The sequence below is a fragment of the Cupriavidus plantarum genome, from assembly GCF_905397285.1.
Classification (GTDB): domain Bacteria; phylum Pseudomonadota; class Gammaproteobacteria; order Burkholderiales; family Burkholderiaceae; genus Cupriavidus; species Cupriavidus plantarum.
In genome coordinates, this window is the sequence record NZ_CAJPUX010000004.1 from 169,117 (window position 1) to 196,051 (window position 26,935).

Annotated in this window: 23 protein-coding genes; 7 read left to right on the forward strand and 16 right to left on the reverse strand. The window is 66.4% G+C overall.

Features of this window, described 5'->3' with window-relative positions:
* Nucleotides 1-45: 45 nt before the first annotated feature.
* The gene (locus tag KHP16_RS18360) at nt 46-930 is read right to left on the reverse strand and encodes a GntR family transcriptional regulator (RefSeq protein WP_211960855.1); all 885 of its coding nucleotides are present in this window, start codon (nt 928-930) and stop codon (nt 46-48) included.
* Nucleotides 927-3,617 carry an aconitate hydratase AcnA gene (gene acnA, locus KHP16_RS18365; RefSeq protein ID WP_211960856.1) on the reverse strand — a complete coding sequence of 897 codons (2,691 nt, stop codon included), beginning with the start codon at nt 3,615-3,617 and terminating at the stop codon, nt 927-929. Before acnA ends, KHP16_RS18360 begins: the two co-directional genes overlap by 4 nt.
* A 184-nt stretch (nt 3,618-3,801) precedes the next feature.
* Between acnA and KHP16_RS18370 the strand changes: the two genes are divergently transcribed.
* The 3 genes from KHP16_RS18370 (at nt 3,802) to KHP16_RS18380 (ending at nt 7,377) form a co-directional block, all read left to right on the forward strand.
* Entirely contained in the window at nt 3,802-5,118 is a 1,317-nt protein-coding gene (locus KHP16_RS18370) for an MFS transporter (protein WP_109584522.1), read from the forward strand.
* Between the two features lie 9 nt (nt 5,119-5,127).
* The gene (locus KHP16_RS18375) at nt 5,128-6,354 is read left to right on the forward strand and encodes a metal-dependent hydrolase family protein (protein ID WP_115955285.1); all 1,227 of its coding nucleotides are present in this window, start codon (nt 5,128-5,130) and stop codon (nt 6,352-6,354) included.
* 120 nt (nt 6,355-6,474) lie between these two features.
* Nucleotides 6,475-7,377: a LysR substrate-binding domain-containing protein gene (locus tag KHP16_RS18380; protein ID WP_109584520.1), complete on the forward strand. Its 903-nt coding sequence runs from the start codon at nt 6,475-6,477 to the stop codon at nt 7,375-7,377.
* A gap of 147 nt (nt 7,378-7,524) precedes the next feature.
* Here the strand turns inward: KHP16_RS18380 and KHP16_RS18385 are convergent, their stop codons facing one another.
* The 8 genes from KHP16_RS18385 to KHP16_RS18420 are packed head-to-tail and all read right to left on the reverse strand — an operon-like array spanning nt 7,525 to nt 15,327.
* Nucleotides 7,525-8,475 (reverse strand): 2-hydroxyacid dehydrogenase, encoded by a 951-nt coding sequence (locus tag KHP16_RS18385; protein WP_211960857.1) that lies wholly within the window; start codon nt 8,473-8,475, stop codon nt 7,525-7,527.
* Between the two features lie 6 nt (nt 8,476-8,481).
* Nucleotides 8,482-9,525, reverse strand: a complete 1,044-nt coding sequence (locus tag KHP16_RS18390; RefSeq protein ID WP_109584519.1) for an ABC transporter substrate-binding protein — start codon at nt 9,523-9,525, stop codon at nt 8,482-8,484.
* Nucleotides 9,525-10,766, reverse strand: coding sequence for an NAD(P)/FAD-dependent oxidoreductase (locus KHP16_RS18395; RefSeq protein ID WP_211960858.1), 1,242 nt, complete (start codon nt 10,764-10,766; stop codon nt 9,525-9,527). The genes KHP16_RS18390 and KHP16_RS18395 overlap by 1 nt, the downstream gene beginning before the upstream one ends.
* Nucleotides 10,759-12,192 (reverse strand): FAD/NAD(P)-dependent oxidoreductase, encoded by a 1,434-nt coding sequence (locus tag KHP16_RS18400; protein ID WP_211960859.1) that lies wholly within the window; start codon nt 12,190-12,192, stop codon nt 10,759-10,761. The genes KHP16_RS18395 and KHP16_RS18400 overlap by 8 nt, the downstream gene beginning before the upstream one ends.
* A complete protein-coding gene (locus tag KHP16_RS18405; protein ID WP_109584516.1) occupies nt 12,189-12,515 on the reverse strand; it encodes a (2Fe-2S)-binding protein in 327 nt (108 codons plus the stop codon). The genes KHP16_RS18400 and KHP16_RS18405 overlap by 4 nt, the downstream gene beginning before the upstream one ends.
* Nucleotides 12,515-13,309, reverse strand: coding sequence for an ABC transporter permease (locus tag KHP16_RS18410; RefSeq protein WP_109584515.1), 795 nt, complete (start codon nt 13,307-13,309; stop codon nt 12,515-12,517). The genes KHP16_RS18405 and KHP16_RS18410 overlap by 1 nt, the downstream gene beginning before the upstream one ends.
* Nucleotides 13,310-13,321: 12 nt before the next feature.
* A complete protein-coding gene (locus KHP16_RS18415) occupies nt 13,322-14,239 on the reverse strand; it encodes an ABC transporter permease (protein WP_211960860.1) in 918 nt (305 codons plus the stop codon).
* Nucleotides 14,236-15,327, reverse strand: a complete 1,092-nt coding sequence (locus KHP16_RS18420; RefSeq protein WP_211960861.1) for an ABC transporter ATP-binding protein — start codon at nt 15,325-15,327, stop codon at nt 14,236-14,238. The genes KHP16_RS18415 and KHP16_RS18420 overlap by 4 nt, the downstream gene beginning before the upstream one ends.
* A 187-nt stretch (nt 15,328-15,514) precedes the next feature.
* On the opposite strand from KHP16_RS18420, the gene KHP16_RS18425 reads away from it, so the two are divergent.
* Nucleotides 15,515-16,330 carry an IclR family transcriptional regulator gene (locus KHP16_RS18425; RefSeq protein ID WP_109584513.1) on the forward strand — a complete coding sequence of 272 codons (816 nt, stop codon included), beginning with the start codon at nt 15,515-15,517 and terminating at the stop codon, nt 16,328-16,330.
* Nucleotides 16,331-16,357: 27 nt separating this feature from the next.
* Here KHP16_RS18425 and KHP16_RS18430 read toward each other — a convergent pair whose 3' ends face one another.
* The 4 genes from KHP16_RS18430 to KHP16_RS18445 form a co-directional block, all read right to left on the reverse strand.
* Nucleotides 16,358-17,839 (reverse strand): MmgE/PrpD family protein, encoded by a 1,482-nt coding sequence (locus KHP16_RS18430; protein ID WP_109584512.1) that lies wholly within the window; start codon nt 17,837-17,839, stop codon nt 16,358-16,360.
* A 116-nt stretch (nt 17,840-17,955) separates the two neighbouring features.
* Nucleotides 17,956-18,759 carry a sterol desaturase family protein gene (locus tag KHP16_RS18435; RefSeq protein WP_109584511.1) on the reverse strand — a complete coding sequence of 268 codons (804 nt, stop codon included), beginning with the start codon at nt 18,757-18,759 and terminating at the stop codon, nt 17,956-17,958.
* A 119-nt stretch (nt 18,760-18,878) separates the two neighbouring features.
* A complete protein-coding gene (locus tag KHP16_RS18440) occupies nt 18,879-20,258 on the reverse strand; it encodes an MFS transporter (protein WP_109584510.1) in 1,380 nt (459 codons plus the stop codon).
* A 69-nt stretch (nt 20,259-20,327) separates the two neighbouring features.
* Entirely contained in the window at nt 20,328-21,617 is a 1,290-nt protein-coding gene (locus tag KHP16_RS18445; RefSeq protein ID WP_211960862.1) for an iron-containing alcohol dehydrogenase, read from the reverse strand.
* A gap of 123 nt (nt 21,618-21,740) precedes the next feature.
* Here KHP16_RS18445 and KHP16_RS18450 point away from each other — a divergent pair, with 123 nt between their 5' ends.
* Nucleotides 21,741-22,469, forward strand: coding sequence for a GntR family transcriptional regulator (locus KHP16_RS18450; protein WP_211960863.1), 729 nt, complete (start codon nt 21,741-21,743; stop codon nt 22,467-22,469).
* Here KHP16_RS18450 and KHP16_RS18455 read toward each other — a convergent pair whose 3' ends face one another.
* Together KHP16_RS18455 and KHP16_RS18460 are read right to left on the reverse strand one after the other, a co-directional pair.
* Entirely contained in the window at nt 22,470-23,750 is a 1,281-nt protein-coding gene (locus KHP16_RS18455; protein WP_244214855.1) for a GGDEF domain-containing protein, read from the reverse strand.
* Nucleotides 23,751-23,878: 128 nt separating this feature from the next.
* A complete protein-coding gene (locus KHP16_RS18460; protein ID WP_109584507.1) occupies nt 23,879-24,115 on the reverse strand; it encodes a hypothetical protein in 237 nt (78 codons plus the stop codon).
* Nucleotides 24,116-24,433: 318 nt separating this feature from the next.
* Here KHP16_RS18460 and KHP16_RS18465 point away from each other — a divergent pair, with 318 nt between their 5' ends.
* Together KHP16_RS18465 and KHP16_RS18470 are read left to right on the forward strand one after the other, a co-directional pair.
* Complete coding sequence (locus KHP16_RS18465) at nt 24,434-25,522, forward strand: tartrate dehydrogenase (RefSeq protein ID WP_211960864.1); 1,089 nt, start codon at nt 24,434-24,436, stop codon at nt 25,520-25,522.
* A gap of 130 nt (nt 25,523-25,652) precedes the next feature.
* Nucleotides 25,653-26,930, forward strand: a complete 1,278-nt coding sequence (locus tag KHP16_RS18470) for a glycerate kinase type-2 family protein (protein WP_211960865.1) — start codon at nt 25,653-25,655, stop codon at nt 26,928-26,930.
* The last annotated feature ends 5 nt before the right edge of the window (nt 26,931-26,935 follow it).

Here is a 26,935-nt window from a genome sequence, read left to right on the forward strand (position 1 = left end):
AGGGGCCACTTGCCGAGCTTCTGGCAATTCTACGATTTGTCCGTGCTACCGCGCCAGTACGTCCCGGATGCTCGCCAGCGCCGTCAGCGTATGTTCGAGATGTTCGCGCATGGCTCGTGAAGCGTCTTCGTTGCGGCCATGTTCCAGCAGCGACAGGATGTGCAGGTGCTGCCGTGCGTGCGCGGCGTAGCGCGTGCGGTTGCGGGTCGAGCGGTAGGAAAGGAGCCGGCGGACGCGGTTGACGCGGCGGATGGCGTCGATGAAGAACGCGTTGCCCGATGCTTCGACCAGTGCTTCGTGGAACCGGACGCCGCGGTCGTGTAGTTGGTCGGCGGTGTCGGTATCGATGCCACCGTCGAGCAGGTGCTGTTCCGCCGCGCGCAGGCGTTCGAGGGTGCGGGCGTCCAGCGTATAGCCCGGCTCGAGCAATGCAGCGGGTTCCAGCGCGAGCCGCATGCGGTAGGACTGCAGCAGCGAGTCGGGGGTCGTCAGCATCGTCGAGAACTGCCACCCGTAGCCCGGTTTGCGCTCGCCCCAGCCTTCCCGCGCAATGCGCGTGAGCATGGTGTTCAGTTGCGCGGCCGTCAGGCCGTAGCGCGCGCGCAGCGTTTGCTCCGCGACTTCCATCGGCAGGTCGCCGTCGAGCAGATCTTCGGCCAGCTGGAAGTACGCCGCCGTGACCGTGTCCGGCGTCGCGGCTTCCAGCGTTTCCACCGGCCGCGCGACGAAGAAGCCGCGATGTTTCTCGCGCGTGACGATGCCCTTTTCGTGCAGCAGCGCCAGCGCCTCGTTGACGGGCGAGCGCGAGACGCGCAGGCGGTCCGCTAGCATCTGCGCCGGCAGGTGTGTGCCCACCGGCAGCTGCTCGGCGTGGATCAGCGCGACGATCTGGTTGACGACCTGGAGGGCGATCGACCGGTCTTGAGTCATGAGGCGGGCGGTAACGAGGACGATGACAAGGACGGTGACGGTGACGATGGAGACATTCCCTGTTCCGCGAGCGTCTGTTGCAGGATGGCCGGAATCACGCCGCCGTGCCGCAGCAGGGCGACCTCACGCCGGGTCTCCACCGCGGCGACGGCGTCGAACGCTTCCACGCGCCCATCCGCTCGTTCGATCCGGACCGGTATGGTACATCGCGGCATGAGTGTGGTCGCATCGGCCTCGATGTGCAAACGGTCGCCGGGCCGGATGGCCAGCGTGTGGGGATCGACGCCGTCCGGCATCCGCAGCGGCAGGATGCCCATGCCGATGAGGTTGGAACGATGGATCCGCTCGAAGCTCGTGGCCAGTACCGCGCGAATGCCGAGCAGCCGCTGCCCCTTTGCGGCCCAGTCGCGCGAGGAGCCCGTGCCGTAGCGCGCGCCCGCAATTAGCACGACGGCCTCGGCAGCCTGCCGGTATCGCTCTGCCGCTTCGAAGATCGGCAGCACCTCGCCGCTGGGTACGTGCAGGGTATGCGCGGTAGGCGCGTCGGGTTGCAGCAGGTTGACGAGCGTGCGGTTGTAGAACGCCGCGCGCACCATCGCCTCCCAGTTGCCGCGGCGCGAAGCGAACACATTGAGGTCGTCGCGATCGTCGCCGCGGCTGACGAGGAAGTCGGCGACGAAGCTGTCCCGAGGAATCGCGCTGGCGGGCGAGATATGGTCGGTGGTGACGTCGTCGCCAAGGACCAGCAGGGGCCAGGCGGTGTACTTGCCCAGTTGCGAGCCCCACTGTGGGTCGGTCGACGCGAACGGCGGCCGGCGCAGCGTCGTGGATGTGTCGCGCCACGGATACCGGGCGCTGCTCGTGACAGGCAGCTCGGCCCATGCCGGATTGCGCGACGCCTGCGCGAATGCTACGGCGTAGTCGCCAGGCGCCTCGCCGGAGGCGAGCGCGGCGTCGATGTCCCCGCGCGTCGGCCAGAGGTCGGCGAGATAGACAGGCGTGCCATCGGGGGCGATTTGCACGGGCTCCCTGCTCAGGTCGCGCGCCGCATCGCCCGCGAGCGCGAAGGCGATAACCAGTGGGGGCGACATGATGAACGCGAGGTCGAGATCTGGATGGATACGGCCCGGGAAATTGCGGTTGCCGGACAGCATCGCCACAGGACGTGCGGATTGCCGCGCGATGGCATCGCGCATTGGCTGCGTCAGCGGGCCCGAGTTGCCGATGCAGGTGGTGCAGCCGAAGCCAACGATATCGAATCCCACCGCCGACAGGTCTTCCAGCAGTCCGCTGCGTTCGAGATATCGCGCGGCCGCCGGCGAGCCCGGGGCCAGCGACGTCTTGATCCACGGTGCGACCGTCAGCCCGCGGGCGCGGGCCTTGCGGGCGACGATGCCCGCAGACATCAGCAGCGCGGGGTCGGACGTGTTGGTGCAACTCGTGATGGCCGCAATGGCTACGGGATACGTGGGCATCGATCCGTTGCGCGCCGCCCCATCGATCGGAAATGCCGCAAGGGCGCGCGCGGTGTCCTTATAGGGCAGCAGATCCTGCGGCCGCCGCGGACCGGCGACATGCATGCCAACCGTGGACAGGTCGATCTCGATCGTCCGCGTGTAGCGGGGCGTAGCCTCGGGATCGAACCACAGCCCAGCGCGCATCGCGTACTCGCGCACGAGCGCGATATGCCCCGCCTCGCGCCCCGTCGTCCGCAGATAGTCGAGCGTCCGCGCATCCACCGGAAAGAAGCCCGTGGTCGCGCCATACTCTGGCGCCATATTGGCCACCACCGCGCGATCCCCAGCGCTCAATGCCGACACACCCGGCCCAAAGAACTCGACGAACTCGCCCGACACGCCGATGGCCCGCAGACGCTGGGTGACGGTGAGCGCGAGATCGGTGGCGAGCGTACCCGCCGGCAACGTATGCGTCAGGCGCACACCAATGACATCGGGAATCCGCTGCATCACCGGCATCCCGAACATCACGGTCTGCGCCTCGAGCCCACCCACGCCCCAGCCCAGCACGCCGATGCCATTGATCATCGGCGTATGACTGTCGGTGCCGATGAGCGTATCGGGCACCGCCCACATCTCGCCATCGCGTTCGACGGTGGTGACCACCGTGGCCAGCTGCTCGAGGTTGATCGTATGCATGATGCCCGTGCCGGGCGGATGGATCCGCACGCCCCGCAATGCGCGCGACGCCCAACGCAGGAAACCGTAACGCTCGGCATTGCGCTGGCATTCGATACGCAGGTTCTCGGCCGCCGCATCGCCGCGCGCGAACGCTTCGACGGCGAGCGAATGGTCGACCGATGCATCGACGGGCAACGTCGGGCTCAGCGCGGCCGGATCGGCGCCCGCCTCCGCCAGCGCGTCGCGCATGGCGGCGATATCGACGAGCGCAGGGGTGCTCGTCGTGTCGTGCATCAACACGCGTGCGGGCTGGAACTCGATCTCCGCTTCGCTGGTACCCGACTCCAGCCAGGCAACGATGGCCGCGATGGCGTGCTGGCGTTCATCGCCCTCCATGTTGCGCGCGACATTCTCGGCGAGCAGCCGCAGCACCACGGGCAATCGCGGGAGCGACGGGCCGATCCACGCGCGCAGATCGATGTGGCGATACGCGCGATCGCCTACGGTAAAGGTGGCGGGCGGCGGGCGGAACAGGGGGTGGGGGTTCATGCCGCCACTTTGCATAAGTTCGCGTATAAATGCAAACAAGCCCGTATCAGGGAAGACCCTGATACGCATGCGCTCTCGTCATGCATGCATGCGCAGCAATCGTTTGTCGCGTCATACGCCCGCCCCTAACATCGGTCAGAGCCTAGAAGGACCGACTACAGACCGACCAAGGGAGAGTGACCCCATGCATGCCAGCGCCCCTGCCCGCCGCGCTTCACCCGCCACCAGCGCGCCACCCCATGTCGGGGCGAGCCAGCGCCGCCGCGCCATCGTTGCCACCGTCATCGGCAACGGCCTCGAATGGTTCGACTTCACCGTGTACAGCTTCTTCGCGGTGATCATCGCCAAGCTGTTCTTTCCGACCGGCAATGAACTGACGTCGCTGCTGCTGGCCGTGGCGACGTTCGGCGTCGGCTTCTTCATGCGGCCCGTGGGCGGCATCCTGCTCGGCGTCTACGCGGACCGCGTGGGCCGCAAGGCGGCACTGTCGCTGACCATCCTGCTGATGGCGGCCGGCACGACGCTGATCGGCATCGCACCGACCTATGAACAGATCGGCCTGTTCGCGCCGATGCTCATCGTCATCGCCCGCCTGATGCAGGGCTTCTCCGCCGGCGGCGAGATGGGGGGCGCCACCGCGTTCCTCACCGAATACGCGCCCGAGGATCAGCGCGCGTATTACTCGAGCTGGATTCAGGCGAGCATCGGCGTGGCCGTGCTGCTTGGCGCGGCCGTGGGCACGTTCGTCACGGCGTCGCTGAGTACCGAAGCGCTGAACAGCTGGGGCTGGCGCCTGCCATTCCTTATCGGCATGATCATCGGCCCGGTCGGCTACTACATCCGTCATCACCTCGACGAGACGCCGACGTTCCAGGCCGCCACGGACAAGACCGACTCGCCGCTGAAGGAAGTGCTGCGCGACTACCCGCGCCAGACCGCCGCAAGCTTCTCGATGGTGATCCTGTGGACCGTGTGCACGTACGTGCTGCTGTTCTACATGCCGACGTACGCCGTCAAGGTCCTGCACGTGCCCCAATCGACGGGCTTCGTCGCCGGTATGGCCGGTGGCCTCGCCATCATGGTGTTCGCGCCGATCGTCGGCCGCATCGCCGATCGCCACGGCCGCCGCGGGCTGCTATCCGGCTCCGCCGCGCTGATCTTCGTGCTGGCATGGCCGATGTTCGCGTACATCAATGCGGTGCCGGGCCTCGCCTCGCTGCTTGTGTTCCAGATCGTGTTCGGCGTGCTCATCGCGACGTACACCGGTCCGATCCTCGCGGCCTTCTCGGAACTGTTCCCCGCCAAGGTGCTGTCCACGGGACTGTCCGTCGCCTATAACCTTGCAGTGACGATCTTCGGTGGCTTCGCGTCGTTCTTCATCACGTGGCTGATCGCCAGCACGGGCAGCACGATGGCGCCCGCGATCTACGTGATGATCGCCGCGGCCATCAGCTTCTGCGGCACGCGACTGGTGCGCGAGCCCGCCTATCTGCGCAAGTAACGACTCAACATGACTCAACTGCTTTTCAAGGGCGGCAACGTCCTCGACCCCGTCCGCGGCAATCTGCGCCAACGACACGATGTCCTGATCGACGGCGAGCGCATCGTCGAAGTCTCCGGCACCCCGATCCACGCGCCCAATGCGAAGGTGATCGACGTCGCGGGCAAGACGGTGATGCCTGGCCTGATCGACCTCCACGTTCACGTGCTCGCGTCGCTGGCCAACCTGGGCATCAACGCGGTGCAGCCCAATGTACTGGTGGCGTTCCGCGCGATGCCGATCATGCGCGGCATGCTCGAGCGCGGCTTCACCACCGTGCGCGACGCGGGCGGTGCCGACTGGGGCCTCTCGCAGGCGGTGGCCACAGGCCTCGTCCCCGGCCCCCGGATCTTCCCGTCAGGCAAGGCGCTCTCTCAGACGGGCGGCCACGGCGACTTCCGTCCGCGCAGCGATGTGCTCGAACCCTGCTCGTGCGCGTTCCGTGCCGGTGCGATCGCGCGCGTGGCGGATGGCGTGGATGCCGTACGACTCGCGGTGCGCGAGGAGATCCAGAAGGGCGCCACGCAGATCAAGATCATGGCCTCCGGCGGCGTCGCGTCGCCGACCGATCCGATCGGCAATACGCAGTACAGCGAGGAAGAAATCCGCGCCATCGTCGCCGAGGCGGAAGCCGCACAGACGTACGTGATGGCCCATGCCTACACGGGGCGCGCGATCACCCGCGCGGTGCGATGCGGCGCCCGCACGATCGAACACGGCAATCTCGTCGATATGGCCGCCGCGCGCGTGATGCGCGAGCATGGTGCGTTCGTGGTGCCGACGCTGATTACCTATGACGCGCTCGCGCGCGATGGCGCACGCCTCGGCCTGCCCGCCGACTCGGTGGCCAAGATCGAGACCGTGCGGGAAGCCGGCCGCGCCTCGCTCGCCATCTACGCGGAAGCAGGCGTGCCGATGGGCTTCGGCTCCGATCTGCTTGGCGAAATGCACCAGTACCAGTCCGAAGAGTTCCTGATTCGCGCAGAACTGCTGGGCAACGCGGAAGCGGTGCGCTCGGCCACGTCGATCGCGGCCGACATCCTGCAGCGCGAAGGCGAACTCGGCACGATCGCGGCCGGCGCGCTGGCCGATGTGCTCGTGGTCGATGGCGACCCGCTGAAGGACATTCGCGTCCTGGCCGGTCCCGATGCCCGCATCGAACTCGTGATGCAGGCAGGCCGCATTCACAACGCCTGACCGATGGGGGCACGGCGAGGCCGGTGGCACGGGCCTTGCTCGATGGGACGTCTTTTGCAGGGAGCGCCATGGTTGCGTTTACCATTGGCGCCACCCCCGCTTCACGAGACGCCAATCCCCATGCGAATTTCTCCGCTACCACCGCTGCCCTGCCTGGTCGCCTTCGAATCGGCGATGCGGCACGGCAGCTTCACGCGTGCGGCCGCCGAGCTGCATCTGACGCAGAGCGCAATCAGCCGTCAGGTCGCGCAGCTCGAACGCTTTCTTGGCAAGAAGCTCTTCATCCGCGAGACGCGCGCACTGCGGCTGACCGTCAGCGGACAGCAGTACGCGGAGCAGGTGCAACGCCTGCTCGTGGATTGCGCGGAAGCGACCGAGGACGTCATGAAGCGCAAGGGGCAGGTCGAGCTGACCGTCGCGTGTTCTTCCGGCGTAGCCGTGCTGTGGCTCACGCCCCGACTCGCCGCGTTCCGGGCGCGCCATCCGGATTTCCGTATCCGCCTCGTCGTCAACGACAGCCTCGCCTCGCTGGCCGGCACCGACTTCGACATCGGCCTCTACTACCTGCGCGAAGGCGCGCCAAGCGGCGTCGCCTCGCGGCGGCTCTATGACGAGGAAGTGTTTCCCGTCTGCGCGCCGCACTATCTGAACGGCCGGACGCTGTCGGTGTCCGACTTGCCCAATGAATCGCTGCTCGTGCTGGAGGACGCGCAGCGCCAGTGGATGTCCTGGCCGGCGTGGTTCGCGCGCAATGGTCTGCGCGAAACGCGCTTCGAGCGTGAAGTGGTCGTCAACACCTATCCCGTGCTCGTGCAGATGGCCATCGAGGGTCAGGGCATCGTGCTCGGCTGGCGTCATATGATCGATCGCTGTCTCGAAGCCGGACTGCTCGTGCGCGCGTGCGATGCGAGCGCGTCCCTCGGCGGCGGCTATTACGCGGTGTGGCCACGGGACCGCGCCGAACCGGTGGCGGCGCGGACATTCCGGCAATGGCTCGTCGAGGAGAGCGGCGCGGACGCCTGAGGCGGGTGCGCGGCGGAACCCCGCAGATATCTGCGCGGTGGTGCTGCCGTTGTGCGCCGGCGTGGTGTGGGACCGGTGGGACCAGTGGGACCGGGTGGTGACGGCTCGGCGCGCGACGCCGGCGCCGATCGCCCGCTGAACGGTGCATCAATACCCGCGCGCCGCTTCGTACAGATCCGGCACCGGTTCCCCCGCTTCGGCAAGGCGGATCAGCGTGGCCGCGCGGTGGGCGCGGTCCGTGCGCGACGGGGTTGATGCGCAATGCGGCGTGACCACGACGCGGGGGTGGTCCCAGAGCGGCGAGTCCTTCGGCAACGGTTCGGTGTCGAACACGTCGAGCATTGCCGTCGACAGATGGCCGGCATCGAGCAGCGCAAGCAGGTCGGCGGTGACCACGTGCGCGGCACGGCCGACGTTCAGCACGCTGGCGCCCTGCGGCAGCAGCGATAGCCGCGCGCGGTCGAGCAAGCCAACGGTGTCCGCAGTCTGCGGCAACAGGTTCACCAGGATGTCGCAGTCCGCAAGGAACGCTGGCAGCTGCGCCATGCCGTGGGACGTCGTGACGCCCGCGATGGTCTTGGGCGAGCGCGACCAGCCCGAGGTCTGAAAGCCAAGCGTCGCAAGATAGCGCGCCGCATAAAGACCGAGCGCCCCGAGTCCGAGTACGCCCACGCGCGTACGGCGCGCGAGCGGCATGTCGGGCGGGATGCGCCAGTGACGCTCGGCCTGTTGCCGCGCGATCGTCCGCATGTCGCGCATCAGCATCAGCGCGGACATCCCGACGAACTCCGCCATGCCTTCACGCGTCTCCGGCAGAATCATTCGCGCGAGCGGGACGTGACGCGGGTAATCGGCATCGGCGAGCACGTGATCGACGCCCGCGCCCGTGCTGATGACGAGCCGCAGGTTCGGAAAGCTCGCCAGCACGCCGGCCTCGGGCTCCCACACGAGCGCGTGCGTCACCGCGGCCGCATCGATGCCGGGCTCGCCCCACATGCGCACCTCGGCCTCGGGCAGCGCCGCGGCGAATGCGGCGCGCCACTCGGGCATCGCGGCGGCGCCGCCGGACTTGACCACTACGAGCAGTCGTTCAGGCATCGCGAATCAGCGCTCCACCTGACGGTTCCACTGGCGGTCCCAGTTCGACCGGTTCTGGTTGATCTGCGTCCAGTCGACAGTCACGGCGGTCTTCAGGTAGTCCTTCATCTGCGCGAGCTCCTGACCCGCCTTGCCCGTCGCCGTGACCTCGGTATTGGTCGGGTTGTACGACCCGCCTTCGAGCGCGGCCTTCTGCGCTTCGGGACTCAGCAGATAAGCGGCCAGCTTCTGCGACAGTTCCTGCTCGGTATTGTTGGCGATGACGCATTGCGCGACCATCAACACGACTGCGCCCTCCTTCGGCGGCGCGTACGCGACGGGCAGCCCGCGCGACTGGAAGATCGTGGTCATGCTCGGCGTGAACGGGAACACCGCGGCTTCACCGGACTGCACCATCTCCGACAGCTTGGCGGAGTTCGATACGTATTCGAGGACGTTCGGACCCACGGTGGTCGGCCACGCCTTGAAGCCCGGTTCCACGTTCGACTCGTTGCCACCGCGAATCCGGTTAAGCATCAGGAAGCCGTGCAGGCCAAATGTCGACGACGGCAGCGACTGGAACACGACCTTGCCCTTGTACTTCGGATCGCCGAGGTCCTGCCAGCTCGTCGGCGGCGCCCAGCCCTTCTCCTTGAAGATCTTGGTGTTGTAGCCGATGCCCGTCATGCTCATGGTCACGCCCGTGGCCATATCGTTCTCGATGTGCGCCTGCGGATAGAGCTTCTTCGTGTTGGCCGAAGCCGGCTGCTTCTCGCACAGGCCCATGCGGATGGCGCGGTACATCAGCCCGTCGTCGAGGAACATCAGGTGCAGCTGCGGCTTCGCGCGTGCGGCGAGCGCCTTCGCGAGGATGTCCGACGAAGTGCCGGGCACCACGACGATCTTCACGTCGTTGGCTTTCTCGAAGGCCTTGAACACGTGTTCGGAGTAGGTCTTCTCCATCGCGCCGCCGTTCATGCCCACGTAGAGCGTGCGTGTGGCGGCCTGCGCGGTAACCATGCCGCAGCACAGCGCGGCGATCGCACCGAGTCCGGTGAGGAAGTGTTTCATCAGTGAGCTCCTTGTGTCGTGGGGGCCGTGGCGGCGTGGTTATGTTGTTGCGTTTGTAGAGGTTGATGAGGCGGCGGGGGCGGCAGGGTCGGCGCGAAGCGCCGCAGGTCGAAGGTCTCGATCGGCGTCGGCGTCTGCCCATCGACGACGAGTTCCGCGAGCACCTCACCCGCGGCGGGACCGATCTCGAAGCCCGCCCCCGAGAACCCGAAACCGTGGAACAGTCCAGGCGTGCCCGGACTGGCGCACAGCACGGGCTGCCGGTCCGGCAAATAGCCTTCGATGCCGCTCCATGTGCGAATGATCTGGGCATGCTCGAGCCGCGGCACCAGCGCGGCAAGACTACGCATCTGGCGGAACAGCGCGGACGTCGTCGAGCGGATCGCATCCACGCCCGCCTCGCCCGGTTCCACGCGCCCGCCGCCGAACACGACGTTGCCGCGCGCGACCTGCCGGCAATAGATATCGCCGCCTTCGATGCCGAGGCTCAGGGGCAGGAAGTACGGCATGGGCTCCGTGACCGCCATCGCGGGATGACCCTGCGTGAGCGGCACGATGTCCCCGAAGCGCGCGGCGAGTGGGGCTGCCCACGCTCCCGCGCAGTTGAGCAGGGATGCGGCATGCACGGTCAGGCCCGACGCGGTCGACGCGTGGAAACCGTTATGCGTGCGGCCGACGTCGACCACCTCCTCGCGCTCGCGGATCACGGTGCCCGCGTCGCGCGCCGCGCGGGCGAATGCGGGGGCGACGAGGCGCGGATTGGCCTGTCCGTCCTCGGGACTCAGCGAGGCCCCGGCGAGTCCTTCGCCGACCCATGGGAAGCGGTCGCGCAACGCGGCCGCGCCGATCAGTTCGAGATCCAGACCGTAAGCCGCGGCACCATCGCGATACCGCTCCAGCTTGCCGAAGTCTTCGGCCGTGCGCGCAAACTTCAGATGCCCGCTGCGCACATACTCGCCATCGGTACCCAGCAACGCTGGGAGCGACTGCCAGATGCGATGCGCGCGCTGCGCGAGCGGCAGCTGCCCGAATGCACGGCCCTGCCGCCGCACGCCGCCAAAATTGATACCGCTCGAACGCGCGCCACACAGGTCGCGCTCGAGCAGGACCACCGACATGCCGCGCCGGCACAGCGCGATGGCGGCAGAGGTGCCGACGATGCCGCCGCCGATGATCAGCACGTCGGTCTTCAGCACGTCGGTCTTCAGCACGTCGGTCTTCAGCGATCGGCGCTCAGCCATGTGGCACCTCTTCTTGCGACGGCGCGATGAGCTCTTCCGCCGCGAACGCGGAGATCGGCACCGGTTTCACGGGCGCCTGCCCGCGCAGCCGGCCGATAGCGTCGATGGGCTTTCCGCAGGCGTGCGCGACGATCTCCGCGCCCGCCGCACCGCACATGCGTCCCTGGCAACGGCCCATGCCGAGCCGGCACAGCGCCTTGACGCGATTCATTTCGTCCGCGCCAAGGGTGGCGACCGTCTCGCGGATATCGCCCGCGGTCACGGCCTCGCAGCGGCAGACCAGCGTGTCGTCGGTGACCCCGGCAGCCCAGTCGCGCGGGAATGGGAAGGCATGCTCGATGCCCGTGCGGAAGCGTTCGATGCGCGCGAGCTCGGTGTCGAGCGACGCCAGCCTTGCATCGTCGCGATAAATGCCTCGCTTCGCCAGCAGTTGTAGCGCCGCGCGTTCACCCGCGCGCTCGGCGCCATCGGCACCGAGGATGCGCGCGCCGTCGCCCGCCACGTACACGCCCGGCACCGTGGTGACGCCCCGATCCTGCTCGACGAGGTGCGCGCGCTGCTGCGCGTCGAACACGAAGCGGCAGCCGAGCAGATCGGCGAGCTGGTGCTCCGGGCGGAGGCCGTAGCCAAACCCGAGCGCGTCGCAGGCAATCGTTTGCACATCGCCGGCATCCCGAGGCTGCCATCGCACAGCGCTCACCCGCGCATCACCGTCCACGCCCACGAGGCGCGCGCCCTGATGCACGGGGACCCCGTGCGCGCGCAACCAGGCAACGTAGTACAGTCCCTTGGCCAGCACGCCCGGCAGCCGGCTCATCGCGGGTACCGCGCGAAGTTGCTCGCCCGGCGTCGCATAGTCGAGCACGGCGCGCACGCGCGCACCGGCCTTGCGGTATTGATAGGCGACCAGGTACAGCAGTGGCCCGCTGCCCGCGAACACCACGTCGCTGCCGATCGCGCAGCCCTGGAACTTGAGCGCGATCTGCGCGCCGCCAAGCGCATAGACGCCCGGTGTGGTCCAGCCCGGCACCGGGAGAATGCGATCGGTTGCGCCCGTCGCAAGAATGATGTCCCGCCATGCCACCTGCGTGTAACGATCGGCCGTAGCACTCCACAGATCGAGATGCCGCGCGTCCGCATTCCAGACGAGTTGTCCGGGCAGGTAATCGACGTGCGGCAGCAGGTCCGCGAACGTATCGTGGATCGACCGCGCCCGGCTGGCCTCGAAGCCATACAGCTGCGTTGCCGGCCGTCCGAAACCCGGCGGTTGCTGCCGATATATCTGGCCGCCCCAGCGAGGGGCCTCATCGACGACGAGCGGCCGCACGCCATGCCGCACGAGCGTCTGCGCCGCCCGCACACCCGCCGGGCCAGCACCGACGATCACCGTCGCCGGAGGCGCTGCGGTGGTGGTCCGGTCCGTCATGGCGCCTCCACGGAGGCGGCGCCGACGGACACAGATGCCGGGGCGGGCTGCGTCATCAACCGCATGCCCGCCTGCAACATCGTCGTGCAGGCCCGCACGCGCTCGCCGCGGGCCGTCCATACGATGCAGTCGTGGCACGCGCCCATCATGCAGAATCCCGCGCGCGGCGTCGCCGTGAATTCATTGTCGCGCAGCCGGTGACGTTGCGTCAGGATCGCCGTCAGCACGGTGTCCCCCGCCAGCGCCTCGCAGCGCTCGCCATCGAGTTCGAACACGAGCATCGCGCGCTGCAGTTCCTGCAGCCGTTGCAGCTGTCCCGCCATCACGAGCGCCCCACGAGAATGCGATCGAGCCCGTAGACGCGGTCGATCGCGAGCATCGCCACCGCGGTCAGCGCGATCATCAGCGCCGACACCGCGGCCATCATTGGATCGACGGACTCGGTGGCGTACATATACATGCGCACCGGCAACGTCACCGTCGACGGCGACGTGACGAACACCGACATCGTGACCTCGTCGAAGCTATTGATGAACGCCAGCATCCAGCCACCGGTGACGCCGGGCAGGATCATGGGCAACGTAATGCGGCGAAACACCGTGGCGCGGCTCGCGCCGAGGGACACGGCGGCCTGCTCCGCGCTGGCATCGAATCCCGCGAGCGCGGACACGACCTGCCGCATCACGTAGGGAGTGATGACCATCGCGTGGGCGAGCAGCAGCCAGCCGAGGCTGCCCGCGCCGCCGACGAGCGAGAACATGCGCATCAGCGCCACGCCGAGCACAAGGTGGGGAATCAGCAGCGGCGACAGCAGCAACGCATTGATCGCGTTGCGGCCGGGGAACGTGTAGCGCGTGATGGCAATGCCCGCGGGCACGGCAATCAGGCAGCACAACGTCGCACTGCATGCGGCCAGTCCCAGGCTGATCCAGAACGAATGAAGAAACTCGTCGTGCTCGAACAGCGTGTGGAACCACCGCAGGGAGAACGACGTAGTGGGCAGCGTGAGCGTTTCTTCGGGCGTGAACGCCACAAGGCAGACGACCACGAGGGGTGCAAGCGTGAAGGTCACGACAAGCGCATTGAAGATCAGGGCGAGCGGTCCGTTCTTGTTCATCGCGTTCTTCCCTTATCCCAGACGCTTGCGATAACGCTGCTCGAGCAAGCGGTTGTAGCTGAGCATGATCAAGAGATTGGCCAGCAGCAATACGATGGCCAGCGCCGCGCCTAGCGGCCAGTTGAGGGTGTTCAGATACTCGTCGTAGACCAGCGTCGCCACCATCTTGAGACGGCGGCCGCCGAGCAGACCGGGGATCGCGAACGAGCTTGCGCTGAGGCCGAACACGATGAGGCTGCCAGACAGGATGCCGGGCGTCATCTGCGGCAGCACGATACGGCGCAGCGTCGTGAAGAACGAGGCATTGAGCGAGAGCGCGGCGTCGGCGGCACTCGGGTCGATCTTCTGGAGCGTGGTCCACACCGGGATGATCATGAACGGCAGCATCACGTGCACAAGGCCGATGATGATGGCCGTGTTCGTGTAAAGCAGCTTCACTTCCTCGAAACCGAGCGCCTGAAGCAACTGGTTCACGAGCCCGCCGTTGCCGAGCAGGATGCTCCAGCCGAACGCGCGCACGACCACCGAGACGAGCAGCGGAGCGAGCACCACGACGAGCAGGATCGATCGCCACGGATTGCGCATGCGGCTGAGGATATAGGCCTCCGGCACGCCGATCACCACGCTGAAGAACGTGACGACGAGCGCGATCCAGAACGTCCGCCACAGAATGGCGTAGTAATAGGGATCCGTGACGATCGCCACGAAGTTGGACAGCGTCACGCCGTCGACCATCGAGCCGAGGTTGTGGTCGAACACGCCGAACGCGAGCACGGCGGTCAGTACCAGCGGCGTGACGAGCATCACGAGAAACAGCACCACGCCGGGCGCCGTCATCAGCCATGGGGTGGCGTGGCGGGGGCCCGGTGCGTCGGGCGCACCGGAGGGGCCGGACGTCGCGGTGTCCGAAGCCGGTACGGTCGTGCTCATGCCGCCACCGCCTCGGTGGTGTTGGCCGCGGCCGGCAGCACGCGCACGCTGACGTCGTCCCACGAGACGCCGGTCGTGGCGCCATCGGCCACCGCGGCCGCGCCGTCATTGCCGGACATCGCCACGAGTTCTCCGAGCGGCGTCTCCAGCCGATAGAGCCAGTGGCTGCCGAGGAAGAAGCGTTCGGCCACGCGGCCATCGATACGGCCCGTGCCGGCCGATGTCAGGCGGATCTTCTCGGGGCGCAGACTGAACAAGATGGCCGTGCCCGCCGCCAGTGTCACGGCGGGCGCGGCCAGCGGCAGCCCGGGCATCGCGTCGAGCACCACGCCAGCGGCACCGCTGGCATCGACGCGTACTCGCCCGGGGAGCAGGTTGCTCTTGCCGACGAAAGACGAAACGAATGCATTGGACGGCTGCTCGTACAGCGCGTAAGGCGCGTCCGCCTGCACGAGCATGCCTTGTTCCATCACCACCACGCGATCGCTGACGGACAGCGCCTCGTGCTGGTCGTGCGTCACCATGATGGTGGTAGTACCGACCGTCCGCTGGATGCGCCGCAGCTCGAACTGCATCTCTTCGCGCAGCTTGGCGTCGAGGTTCGACAGCGGCTCGTCGAGCAGCAGCACGGGCGGCTCGATCACGAGCGCGCGTGCCAATGCGACGCGCTGACGCTGACCGCCGGACAGCTCTCGCGGATAGCGTCCCTCCCGACCTTCCAGATGCACGAGGGAGAGCACGCGCTTGACGCGCGCCTCCTGTTCGGCGCGAGAGACCTTGCGCATTTCAAGGCCGAAGCGCACGTTCTCCGCGACGGTCATGTGCGGGAATAACGCGTAACTCTGGAACACGATGCCGAGGCCCCGCGTATTGGGGCGCGCGTGCGTGATATCGCGGCCGGCCAGGGTGATACGGCCCTGGGAGACGGGCGTGAACCCCGCGATCATCTGCAGGCAGGTCGTCTTGCCGCAGCCCGAGGGGCCGAGCAGCGAAACGAATTCGCCTTGTTCCACGGACAAGTTCATCGACTTGACGACCTGAAGGTCGCCATAGAACTTGTTCACATTGCTCAACGTAAGGAATGACATGGGGGCAGGTTCCTTCTGATCGCGTACCGATCGCGTTCGGATCGTGTTGACGTTCATTTGAGCAGGAAATATTCCCGTTTGCGTGGATAATTCGGTTCAACGAGATTTTTTTCTTTTTTATTTCGATGAACGGAATTCGAACGCTGTTTTTCCCGTATTTCGTTCCGTCAACAGGAACTTGCCACTCATGGAAGACCCTCAGGAAACAGGCGTAGGCGGCGCCGCCCGGATCATGGCCGTCATGCGCGTGCTCGCCATGCACCAGGCGAGCGCATCGCGCGTCAAGGATGTGGCGGAACAGGCGGGACTGACGCAGGCGACCACGCACCGCGTGCTGCAATCGCTGGTCAAGGAGGGGATGGTGGAGCAGGACGCGCGCACCAAGCGCTATCGGCTCGGCATCGAATTCTTCGTGCTGGCGGCGCAGGCGGGGAATGTCAACGGGTTACGGCAGTTATGCCGCCCCGTGCTGCTGCGTCTTGGTGCGCGACTCAACGATGCGATCTTCCTGCTGGTGCGCAGCGGCTTCGACGCCATTTGCCTGGACCGAAATGAAGGTCCCTATGCGATCCGCACATTCACCGGCGGCGTCGGCGGTCGCGTCCCGCTCGGCGTGGGCCAGGCCGCGATGGCGATCCTCGCGTTCCTGCCCGAGGCCGAACGCGAGGCGGTGCTCCAGTTCAATCTGCCGAGACTGCGCGAGTTCGGCGTGCACGACGAGGTGTCGCTGCGCAGCGAAGTCGAACTGATCCGCGAGTGCGGCTATGCGTCACGCCGCACGGGCCTGCTCGAAGGGATGGCCGGCGTGGCGGTGCCGATTCTCGACCGCGAGGGACGCGCGGTGGCGGCGCTAGGCGTCGGCACGCTGATCGAGCGGCTCAGTCCCGACCGGCTGCCGATCGTCGTGGACCTCATGAAACGCGAGGCCGCGACCGTGACCCAGCAGATCAACCCGTTCGATCCGACGTTATGGAACCCGGCCGCCGAACTGGCTAATCGCTGAGAGTGCTGGATTCGCTGAACTCGCCGATCAGGCCATGAGCAGCGATCGCAGCTCGCGGATATTGCCGACCCGTTCCAGGTCGTTCACGCGCGCGATCAGCTTCCCTGCCTTGTCCTTGCCGAGCACGGGCGCAATCAGGTCCCGCACCTTGGCATTGACCGCCGCGGTATCCAGCGGGTTTTCCTTCGTGCCCGGCGGGAATCGCGTGAAGTGGGTGAGTTTGGTGCCATCGTCCAGGGTTACCTCGACGACGGCACCGCGCGGCGCGGCGGGGTCCATCAACTGCTGGCTGCCCTCGATCGTGACCTTGTCGCGCTCCGCGACGATTCGAGGATCTTTCATCAGCGCCACATCGTGGCTGTCGTGGAATGACACCGCGCCCTTGACCAGCGCCACCGCGACGAGGTGCCGGCAGTTGACATCCGGCATCGCGCTATCGCCGACGATGCCGACCGCGTCGGTCGGCAGCTTCACCACGATCGCGCGCACCCTGTCCGGCGTGAGACCATGCTGTTTGCGGAGCGTCAGCAGTGCGTCGAGCGGCGACTGGATCGGATAGCCGACGGAGAACGTCTTGATCGCGGTCTCCGTCACATAGAAGCGCGAGCCAAGTCCCTCGACCATCGCCTCGGGTTTCGGCGCCGAGGACAGCGCGATGAACAGGTTGTGGGTGCCGTCGAGCACGTCCGGCACACCGGTGAGGCCCGCCTGCACCATCGATACGGCAGTAACGCCATTGCGGGCGCCCATGCCGGCGAAGTCGAAGGCCTTCTCGATATGGTCCTTGTCCTTGACCCAGCTCCATAGCCCGGACACCTGCTGCGCAGAGTACGAGATGGCATACCGCATGCCAGTCTCATCGAGCCGCGCGAGCGATGCCGCCGCGCCCAGAGCACCGAACGTGGATGACGTGCCTTCCGCGCTGCGATGCGAGCCGCGCACGAGGTCCGGGCCCAGGGCCATTAGCAGCCGGCAGCACAGGTCATAGCCCAGCGCGACCGCGCGGATCATCTCGGTACCGCTGCGCCCTTCCACTTCGCCCATCGCGAAGGCGGCGGGCACCACGCTGCTGCCGGGATGCGCCTTGGTGACGGGCTCGAAGTCGTCGGTCTCGTCCGCATGCGCGCACATCGCGTTGGCGAGGGCCGCGTTGACGGCCGTGGTGCGCAGCGAGCTTGCCACAACCGAGGCCTGCGGCGCGCCGCCCAGCGACCGCACATACTTGACGGCCATTTCGCCTGGCCGCATGCGCGCGCCCGACACCATCGCGCCAATCGTATCCAGGATGCGATGCTTGGTCGCGGTCTGCACGTCTTCCGGCAGCGCGGTGTCGCGAGCGGACACCATATAGCGCGCGAGGCGCGCGGTGACGTCCGTTTGCGCGGCCTTGCCCGCGCTCGCGCCTCCTTCCCCGCCCTCCGCCGCGCGCAGCGGCGTGGCGGCAAGCGCCGCCAGCGCGCCGCCCGCATGCAGTACGCGACGGCGATTCGGGTTGTGTTGCTGCGTCATGTCCTTGTCTCCCATGTTGGCGTTGTTATCCGCACATGGTCGCAGGCGCAGCGTCGCAGGGGAATTGCAAATTTGCGTGCCATTGATGCATGGCGCGCATCAGTGCATCCCCGCGTTCACGCCATGGCGCGACGCTCGTCGTCATCGAGCACCGGGCCGTCCAGCGTCACGCGCGAATGGTCGGTGCGGAATCTCTGGATGATGGGCTTCAGTTCTTCCTTCACGTGTTCCTCGCTGTAGCCGTTGAACAGATGACCGATGAGGCCACGGCGCAAGTCCGACGTCCCCATGATGTAGTCCGCGATCGGGAACGTGAGGTTCATGTTGTACTTCATCATGATGCCCATGTTGTGATGCGCGATGTGGTGCCGGCGAATCGTGTTGACGAACGGCATGTTGCGGACGAACCAGTTGTCGTGCACGTGGCAGCAGTAGTGGAACGTCTCGTAGACGAGGTACTGCGCCACCATCGTGATGAAGACGAAGTAGCCCGCATTGGTGTTGAACAGTACCGAGGCCAGATAGCCAAGGCCGCAGCCGCCCACTCCAAGCGTCGTCAGCACGCGCCACGGAAAGAACACGATGCGAAATTCCCGGGTCGTGTCGATCGTCGGTTCCTGGTCGGTGAAGTACTGATGATGCTGCCGCGTATGGCGCTCGTAGATCGCCCGCAGCGCGAACACGTCGATGCGCCGATGCATGACATACCGGTGCAGGAACCACTCGACGAAGTTGCCCGCGAGGAAGACGGGCAGGATCAGCATCCATTCCCACGTCACGTCGTGCAGTTTGCCGATGGCGTAGTACAGCGCGGCGGCGCCGACGCCGTAGATCACGATCACGTGCAGCAGCCCGTTGTAGGCGGGATGAATATCGGCCTTGTATTGCGCCCGGAACTGGCGCTGGCGTTCGGTCATCATTTCAGGTCTCCATTGGATGGCCAACTAACATATCAGTTGGATATAAAAACGGTTGTGCGGTAAAAAAGCCCCTGCGCACAGGGGCGATCCGGCCTGGGGTCGGCCGTCGTGCCGGCGGACTAGCCGGACACTTCCTCGAGCGCCTTGCCACGCGTTTCCACACCGAGGGCCAGCACCACGACGGCGGCGAGCGCGAACGACAGCGCGCCGAGCGTGAAGACGCCGCCCTGCCCCGTCATCGGCAGCAGCACGCCCACGAGGTATGGCCCCACGAGCGAGCCGATGCGGCCGACCGAGGACGCGAAACCGGAACCCGTGGCGCGCGAGCGCGTGGGATACAACTCGGGCGTATAGGCATACAGCACGGACCACATGCCGAACATGAAGAACTGCATGCACAGGCCCGCGGCAATCAACTGTTCCACTGGTACCTTGTTGACGGCAGCCTGCCCGTAGGCGAAGGCGGCAAGCGCGCTTCCGAGCAGCATCAGCGCGGATGTCGGCTTGCGCCCCCATTTCTCGAGCAACCACGCCGAGAAGATGAAGCCCGGAATACCGGCCAGCGAGATATACACGGTGTAGAGCACCGACTTGGTCACGGCATATCCCGCCTGCTGCAGCAGTGCCCCGAGCCATGTCGTCAGGCCGTAGTAGCCGAGCAATGCGAGGAACCACACCGACCACAGCATGATCGTGCGGCGCGCATAGGGGCCCGTCCACAGTTCCATGAACCGTGCCTTGCGGTTCGTGTTCGTACGCGCCGCATAGCCCGCCACGACCGGCGGCAATGGCGCGCCCGAAGCGCGCTCCACACGCTGCTCGATCCCGGCCATCACCGCATCGGCCTCCCGCGTACGGCCGACATCCTCGAGCCAGCGCGGAGACTCCGGCACGATGCGGCGTACCACGAAGACGAAGATCGCGGGCACCGACAACGCGATGAAGATGCCGCGCCAGCCAATGACCGGCAAAAGCGCGTAGGTCAGCACGCCCGCCGCGATGAAGCCGATCGGCCAGAACCCTTCTAGTATGGCGACGTATTTGCCGCGACTCTTCGCCGGGACGATCTCGGACACCATCGACAGGCCGATGGGAAATTCCATGCCCATGCCAAAGCCGAGCAGCACGCGGTACAGCATCAGCGCCGTGACGTCCTGCGCAAACCCGCACATCAGGCTGCCCACGCCCCAGAAGATCATGCTGACCTGAAACACGGGCTTGCGGCCGAAGCGATCCGCGAGCAGGCCCGCCACAGCGGCACCGAGGAACATGCCAAGGAAACTCGAACTGGCCAGCAGGCCCGTCTGCGTGGCCGAGAGCCCGAACTCGGCCTTGATGGAGCCGAGCACGAAGGTCATGAGCCCCAGGTCCATCGAATCGAAGAACCACGCGGTGGCGATGATGCCGAACAGCGAGCGCTGATAGCGCGTCATCGGCAATCGCTCGAGCCGCGCCGCGATGCTCGTCTCGAGCCTGAGGGCGCCTACGGACATGTCCATGGTTGTCTCCTGTTTGTGCGTGTGGCGCGCTCTGTGTCCGGCGCGCTTGTCTTGGAAAGCGGGGGGGCGCTATGCGGCCTGTACGTCGAGCGGGGGATGAGCCCGTCCCTCGTCGAACGAAAGCTCGCCGGACCATGCGCTGCGGACGATGCGCGCATAGCGCTGGGCCACGTCGGGCACCGGGAAAGCCTTCGCCAGACGCGTCACGGCGAGCGCGTCGCGCGTCAGCGTATCGAGGTCCGCTTTGCGGATGCCACATGCCTCCAGCGTGACGGGCACGCCGAGGGCGCCGATGAGGTCGCGCAGGACCACGGGCAGGCGAGCCATGGCGACATCCGCATCGGCATCGTCAATGCCGAACAGGCGCGCGATGGTCAGCAACTCGTCGCGCCGCACATCGCGCAGCGCATCGAGGACATAGGGCAGCATCACCGCATTGGTGGTGCCGTGCGACAGGTGCGTGAGGCCGGCGACGGCATAGGCAATCCCATGCACGGCGTTGAGGCCCGCGCTGCCGTAAGACATCGCGGCATAGAGGCTCGCGTGGCTCATGCCTATGCGTGCTTCTCGCATCGCGGCGGGGTCGGTGGCCGCGTGGCTGCGGCGAAGATGTTCCGCGCACAGCCGGATCGATTCGCGCGCGAACAGCATGGTCAGCGCCGTGCGGCCGCTATAGCCGGGGTCCGGGTCGTCGCCGAAGTCGAACGCCGCGGCATCCATCGTCACGTACGACTCGATCGCATGGGTGAGGGCATCGATACCCGCGTCCGCGGCGACGCGCGGCGGGCACGTGAACGTGAATTCGGGATCGATCAGCGCGATGGCGGGCCGCAGGCGGTTATCCATCACCGCGATCTTGGTGGCGTTGTCCGGATCCACGAGGATCGCACCCGGCGTCGCCTCCGAGCCCGTGCCCGCGGTGGTCGGCATTGCGACGATCGGAAGCACCGGCGTCGCGCTGTCGATGCGGCCGATGAACGAACCGATCGGGGCGCCCGCCGGCAGTGTCAGGCACAGCGCTTTGGCCAGATCGATGTTGCTGCCCCCGCCCAGTGCGATGACGTGGTCGATATCGGCGGTCTCGGGCGCGGCACGCAATGTGGCGGTGGCCGCATCGCAAAGCGTCGTGGTCGGATCTGGCGCCCCGCCGTCGTAGACCGTGAGCGTCACGCCGAGCGCGCGCGCCGCCGTGACCAGTTCATCGACCCACGGTGTGGCCGAGGTGAAGAACTTGTCCGTCACGACGAGCCCGCGCCGGTAACCGAGCCGCTGCAGCAGAGCGGGTAGCCGCGCGCGTGCCCCGGTACCCATGATCAGGCGCGCCGGGGCGCAGAAGTGTACGAGGTCCTCCACCAGCATGCCGTCTCCTGTGGTCGGTACACTACTCGTGTACATCTAATATATTACTGACATGCTAGCAGAAAACATTCGGGATGCAAGGACCAGATAGAATGGTCGGCCTGTGCCTGCCGACATTCGCTCATGACAGCAAGATCCGCCTCCCGCGCTCCGTCTCGTACCAACAAGGCACCGCCCGCTCCGGAATCCGACGAACCCGCTGGTCAGCGCGGCAAGCTGACCGACCAGGCATACGAACAGATCGAGGAAGCGATCGTGACGCTCCGGCTGGCGCCGGGCAGTTCGGTGTCCGAATTGCAGTTGAGCGAGATGACGGGCATCGGCCGCACGCCCATCCGCGAGGCCATCCAGCGCCTGGCGCGCGAGCATCTGATCATGGTGTTGCCGCAGCGCGGCCTGCTGATCGCACCGATGGACGTGGCGCGTCAGCTGCGGCTGCTGGAGACGCGGCGTGAGGTGGAGCGGCTGATTTGCCGCAGCGCGGCCAGGCGCGCGTCCGACGCGCAGCGCGAACATTTCCGGCGGCTCGCGACCGAGTTCGAGACCTCTTCCCGCAACGGGGACGACATCACGTTCGTACGCGCGGACCGCGAGTTCAACGAGCTATGCCTGGTTGCCGCGCGGAACGAGTTCGCCGAGGGCGCCATGCGGCTGATGCACGGGCTGTCGCGTCGGTTCTGGTATCTGCATTACAAGGAAGCCGCCGATCTGCCGATGATGTCCAGGCTCCATGCGGCGGTGGCGTCCGCCATCGCGCAAGGAGACATGGAGGCCGCGGGGCAGGCGCTCGACGCGCTGCTCGACAATATCGAGGCGTTCACGCGCGCGACAGTGCTCGGCGATTACCGCTGACTAGCGGGTCACCGTGGGCGCGCCAAGGCCATCGATGACCGTGGCGCGGCCCCGGTCATCGACCTCGACACCGGACAGGGGGAACGGCACGCTGCCGGGATGGGTTGCCGCGACCGATAGTTCGTCGGTCCACTGCAGGCAGCGAATGCTGTTGCGCCCGGCCTTCTTGGCGTCGTAGAGCAGCGCGTCCGCCGCCGCGATCAGCGTGGCCTCCGACACCGTGCGCCTGACGGTCGCGAAATTCGCCGACAGGACGCCGATGCTCATCGTCGCGGCGATCTCCTTGCCTGACACGTCGGGAATGGGGTTCTGCTCCACAGCCAGGCGCAGCCGCTCGGCCACGCGCATCGCGCGCTCGAGGTCGGTCTGCGGCAACACCAGCAGAAACTCCTCGCCGCCATAGCGCACCACGCTATCGAGTTCTCCACGCGTCATCGCCTGAAGCGTGCCGGCGACGTACTGCAGCACCGCATCGCCGCTCTGGTGACCGTAGTTGTCATTGATGCGCTTGAAATGATCGATGTCGCAGACCATCAGCGTCATCCAATGCCGGTTCTTGCGCGCGCGCATCATCTCCGACGGCAACAGCGTCGCATGCAGATGGCGCCGGTTGAAACAGCCCGACAGGTGGTCGCGGATCGACAGGTGCTTGAGCTCCATCAGCACGCGATACTCGTCGCGCCACAGCTGATGGTAGCGCCGCGCGGCGACGATGCCGAAGCTGTTGACGAGCAGCAGCAGCATCGACATGGTGACGTCGTCCGAGGGCTTGAGTTCGCCACGTTCGAGCGCGATCACAATGAACGCGAGCGTGGACGCGAACGCGATTGCGATCGACGTGATGAGCCGGTTCGGGATGAACACGTAAACGACCACGAGCATGATGCACAGGGACATCGCGTGCCATGGCAGTTCGCCCGCGCGGAACCAGACCACGAGCATGAACACCGCCATCCCGACGATTTCCGCGGCGCTTGCCGCGAGCCGATGCGGGGCGATCGCATGGATCTCGTCCCGCACGAGATAGAGCCCGAAACCCGCCGTGAAAGCAACCAGAAGCCGGCCGACAAGCAGGATCAGCGCGTGCGTGCCATAGCCGAGGGCCGCGAAGTCCGTGAGCGAGAACGCGACATAGAACAGCGAGCAGAACACAAGCGTCATGCGCAGGGACGCGCGTGTGCGATCCAGATGGTGACGCTGGAAGTCCCGCTCGGTGTCGGGATCGACGAACTCCACGCGCACAGGATCGATCGAGAAATCGGTGTGGACAGCGGCTTTCAATGTCGGGAACGCGGATACCAGAAGGGTGCAATGTAGTACAAACTGACCGATCGAGGGCGGATTATCTCGAATCTGATGGCACTGGCATATTTGGCATTCCGTACTACGGTATCAACGCCCCCGTCCGCTCAACACAGGATCAATTCGGTCGCGACCTCCATGGGGGAAGGATCCGGACATATCTGGCCGGCCTCGATCAGTTTCAGGATTCGCCACCAGCCGATGACCTCCGCGTCCATCGGTTCTCCCGGTTTGTAGAGTTCCGCGTAGGACTCCATATGCGTAATCGGCGAGCGGATGATCCTGAGTCGATATCCGCCTTTCATTTGCCGCACGATGCGTATTTGATTGGATGACAGCCCCATAGATGCCTCCCGACGAATGCCCGCATTCCACCCCGGATTCACGAGGAAGATGTTCGCAAATGTCGTGCCGCCAGGCTGAGTCGCCCGGCGGGACGGGGGCTCCGCAGTAAGTGAACGACTACTGATACTGAATCGCTACGTAACTCCTACAGGCGCTTGCATCAATGACATATCCGTGACGAAACGACCCACCCTGCTCGCGGAGGCCTATCACCTTTAATCTGAAGTTAAGAATGGCTTAACTTTGGCCGCGATCCAGCGCGGCGGTCTCCCTCGAGAATGCGTTCACCGTTGACACAGTGAACCAGGAGACAACCGATGAAGACCTACAAGATCGCTACCATTCCCGGCGATGGCATTGGCAAGGAAGTGGTGCCCGCGGGCCGGGAGGTCATGGGGGCGCTGGTAGCCGCCGGAGCGGACTTCCGGTTCGAGTTCGAGGACTTCGACTGGGGTGGAGACTATTACCGGAAGCACGGCGTAATGATGCCGGCCGATGGGCTCGATGCGCTGCGTGGGAAGGACGCGATCCTGTTCGGTTCCGCCGGGGATAACCAGATTCCCGACCACATCACATTGTGGGGTCTGCGCCTCAAGATCTGCCAGGGCTTCGACCAGTACGCCAACGTGCGGCCGACGCGGATCCTGCCCGGCATCGACGGTCCGCTCAAGCGCTGCGCGCCAGAGGACCTGAACTGGGTCATTGTGCGCGAAAACTCGGAGGGCGAGTACTCGGGCGTGGGTGGCCGCGTGCATCAGGGACATCCCATCGAAGCGGCGACGGACGTGTCGATGATGACGCGTGTGGGCGTCGAGCGCATCCTGCGATTTGCGTTCCGCCTCGCCCAGTCGCGGCCGCGCAAGCTGCTGACGGTAATCACCAAATCCAATGCCCAGCGCCATGCGATGGTGATGTGGGATGAAGTGGCCGTGCAGGTGGCGAAGGAATTCCCGGACGTGACGTGGGACAAGGAGCTCGTCGATGCCGCCACCGCGCGCATGGTCAATCGTCCCAGGTCGCTCGACACCATCGTTGCCACGAACCTCCACGCGGACATCCTCAGCGATCTGGCCGCCGCACTCGCGGGCAGCCTCGGCATCGCGCCCACGGGCAACATCGACCCCGAGCGCCGCTATCCGTCGATGTTCGAGCCGATCCATGGTTCCGCGTTCGACATCATGGGCAAGGGCCTGGCCAATCCAGTCGGCACGTTCTGGTCCGTCGTGATGCTGCTCGAGCATCTCGGCGAGCACGCCGCCGCGCAGCGCGTCATGGGCGCCATCGAGTCGGTCACCGCCGACCCCGCGCTGCATACCGGCGATCTTGGCGGCAAAGCGACCACCGTGCAGGTGACGAAGGCCGTGTGCGACTACCTGAAGCGCGCGGCGGTGGCCAAGGCCGCCTGACGTCTTGACGCATCTGCGCTACCGCCCCGGTAGTACCCGCCCCTAGCCGTTCCCGCACCCAATGTTCCGGGTGCGGCGGGTTTCCTATGCCCGCCCGAACCACAGCCGCCAGAGCTGGATGGAGACACGCATGTTCCACGACGATGCACGCGCGTTGTTGCGACGGATGTTCGATGCCGCGATCGCGGCCGCGCAGTCGTCGCGCACGCTCTCGCGGCATCTTCCCCCTCCCCCGGCCTCGCCGCGCGGCAGGACGGTCGTGATCGGCGCGGGCAAGGCGTCCGCCGCGATGGCGCGGGCGTTCGAGGACGCGTGGGCCGGCCCGCTCGAAGGCCTCGTCGTCACGCGCTATGGCTATGCCGTACCCTGCGACCGCATTGACATCGTCGAAGCCGCGCACCCCGTGCCTGACGCGGCGGGTCTCGATGCGGCGCGCCGCATGCTCGAACTCGTTTCCGGACTCACGGAAGACGATCTGGTCGTCAGCCTGATCTCCGGCGGCGGTTCCTCGCTGTTACCGCTGCCGCTGAATGGCCTGTCGCTGGCGGACAAGCAGGCCGTCAACCGCGCGCTGCTCGACTCCGGCGCAACCATCACGGAAATGAACTGCGTGCGCCGTCATCTCTCGGCGATCAAGGGCGGCCGCCTCGCCCTCGCCTGCCATCCCGCGCGCGTGCACAACCTGCTGATCTCCGACGTGCCGGGCGACGATCCCATCGACATCGCCTCCGGACCGACCGTGCCCGATCCGACCACCCGCGCGGAAGCCATCGACATCGTGCGGCGCTACGGCATTGCCGTGCCCGACGGCGTGATGGCCGCGCTGGCATCCGATGCCGCGGAGACGGTCAAGCCTGGCGACACGCGCTTGCCGCCCATCGACACGACGCTGATCGCCACGCCGCGCATGGCGTTGGAAGCCGCCGCCGACGTTGCGCGACAAGCCGGCCTTGCCGTGCATGTGCTCGGCGACGCGATCGAAGGCGAGGCGCGCGACGTCGGCAAGGTGCTCGGCGCCATCGCCCGGCATGTGGCGGAGACCGGCGAGCCCTTCACGACGCCATGCGTGCTGCTGTCCGGCGGCGAGACCACCGTGACCGTGCGGGAAGCCGGTCGCGGGGGCCGCAATGTCGAGTTCCTCCTCTCGCTGGCGCTGACGTTGCGCGGCATGCCCGGTGTCTACGCGCTTGCGGGCGATACCGATGGCGTGGACGGCAAAGAAGAGATTGCCGGTGCGGTCGTCGCGCCGGACACGCTGGAACGTGCGCGGCAGCAAGGCTTGCGCGCGCGGGACGCGCTTGCGAACAACGATGGCCATGGTTTCTTCGGCGCGCTCGGCGATGCCGTGATAACGGGCCCCACCCTGACCAATGTGAACGACTTTCGGGCGATCCTCATCGCGCCCTGATCTGG